We start from the raw sequence: 1839 nt of genomic DNA on the forward strand, positions 1-1839 counted from the left end.
GAGGCGGCGCATGATCTTGCCGGAGCGGGTCTTGGGGAGTTCCGCGACGGGCAGGACGCGCTTGGGCTTGGCGATGGGGCCGAGGGTGGTGCCGACGTGGTTGCGGAGGTCGGCGACGAGGTCGGCGTCTTCGTGGGCGGTGCCGCGCAGGATGACGAAGGCGACGATGGCCTGGCCGGTGGTTTCGTCGGCGGCGCCCACGACGGCGGCTTCGGCGACCGCGGGGTGGGAGACGAGGGCGGATTCGACCTCGGTGGTGGAGATGTTGTGGCCGGAGACGAGCATGACGTCGTCGACGCGGCCCAGGAGCCAGATGTCGCCGTCGTCGTCCTTCTTGGCGCCGTCGCCGGCGAAGTAGCGGCCTTGGAAGCGGGACCAGTAGGTGTCGAGGTAGCGCTGGTCGTCGCCCCAGATGGTGCGGAGCATGGAGGGCCAGGGCTCGGTGAGGACGAGGTAGCCGCCCGCGCCGTGGGGGACCTCGTGGCCGTCGTCGTCGACGACGGTGGCGCCGATGCCGGGCAGGGCGCGTTGGGCGGAGCCGGGCTTGGTCTCGGTGACGCCGGGCAGCGGGGAGATCATCATGGTGCCGGTCTCGGTCTGCCACCAGGTGTCCACGATCGGGCAGCGGTCGCCGCCGATGTGCTTGCGGTACCAGATCCAGGCTTCGGGGTTGATGGGTTCGCCGACCGAGCCGAGCACGCGCAGGCTCGACAGGTCGAACTTGGCGGGGATGTCGTCGCCCCACTTCATGAAGGTGCGGATGGCGGTGGGGGCGGTGTAGAGGATGGTGACGCCGTACTTCTGGACGATCTCCCAGAAGCGGCCCTGGTGCGGGGTGTCGGGGGTGCCCTCGTACATGACCTGGGTGGCGCCGTTGGCGAGGGGGCCGTAGACGATGTAGGAGTGGCCGGTGACCCAGCCGATGTCGGCGGTGCACCAGTAGACGTCGGTGTCCGCCTTGAGGTCGAAGACGGCGTGGTGGGTGTAGGCGGCCTGGGTGAGGTAGCCGCCGGAGGTGTGCAGGATGCCCTTGGGCTTCCCCGTCGTCCCGGAGGTGTAGAGGATGAACAGGGGGTGTTCGGCGTCGAAGGCCTGCGGGGTGTGCTCGGTGGGCTGGCGGGCGACGGTCTCGTCCCACCACAGGTCGCGGCCCTGGGCGAAGGCGGTGTCCTGGCCGGTGCGGCGTACGACGAGGACGTGTTCGACCTGGGGGCACTTGGTGACGGCCTCGTCGATGGCGGGCTTGAGCGCGGAGGGCTTGCCGCGGCGGTAGCCGCCGTCGGCGGTGATGACCAGTTTGGCGTCGGCGTCCTGGATGCGGGAGGCGACCGCGTCGGCGGAGAAGCCGCCGAAGACCACCGAGTGGGCGGCGCCGATCCGGGCGCAGGCGAGCATCGCCACGACCGCCTCGGGGATCATCGGCAGGTAGACCGCGACGCGGTCACCGGCGCCGACACCGAGCTCGGTCAGGGCGTTCGCGGCGCGGGAGACCTCGTCCTTGAGCTCGGCGTAGGTGATCGCGCGGCTGTCGCCCGGCTCGCCCTCGAAGTGGATCGCGACCCGGTCGCCGTGGCCGGCCTCGACGTGCCGGTCCACGCAGTTGTAGGCGACGTTCAGCTTGCCGTCCGCGAACCACTTCGCGAACGGCGGGTTGGTCCAGTCCAGGGTCTCGGTCGGCTCCACCGCCCAGGACAGGCGACGGGCCTGCTCGGCCCAGAAACCCAGCCGGTCCGCCTCGGCCTGTGCGTACGCCGCAGTCGTCACGTTCGCGGCGGCGGCCAGATCGGCAGGCGGTGCGAACCGCCGCTCCTCCTTGAGCAGATTGGCCAGGCTCTCGTT

General features: G+C 70.7%; 1 protein-coding gene. It reads right to left on the minus strand.

Annotated elements, in window-relative coordinates; genetic code table 11:
* Positions 1-1839 (minus strand): acetate--CoA ligase (gene acs / locus ACZ4VL_RS40625; RefSeq protein WP_468211045.1); only part of this gene is annotated, 1839 nt, incomplete at both ends.

The organism is Streptomyces sp. NPDC029014 (assembly GCF_055564695.1).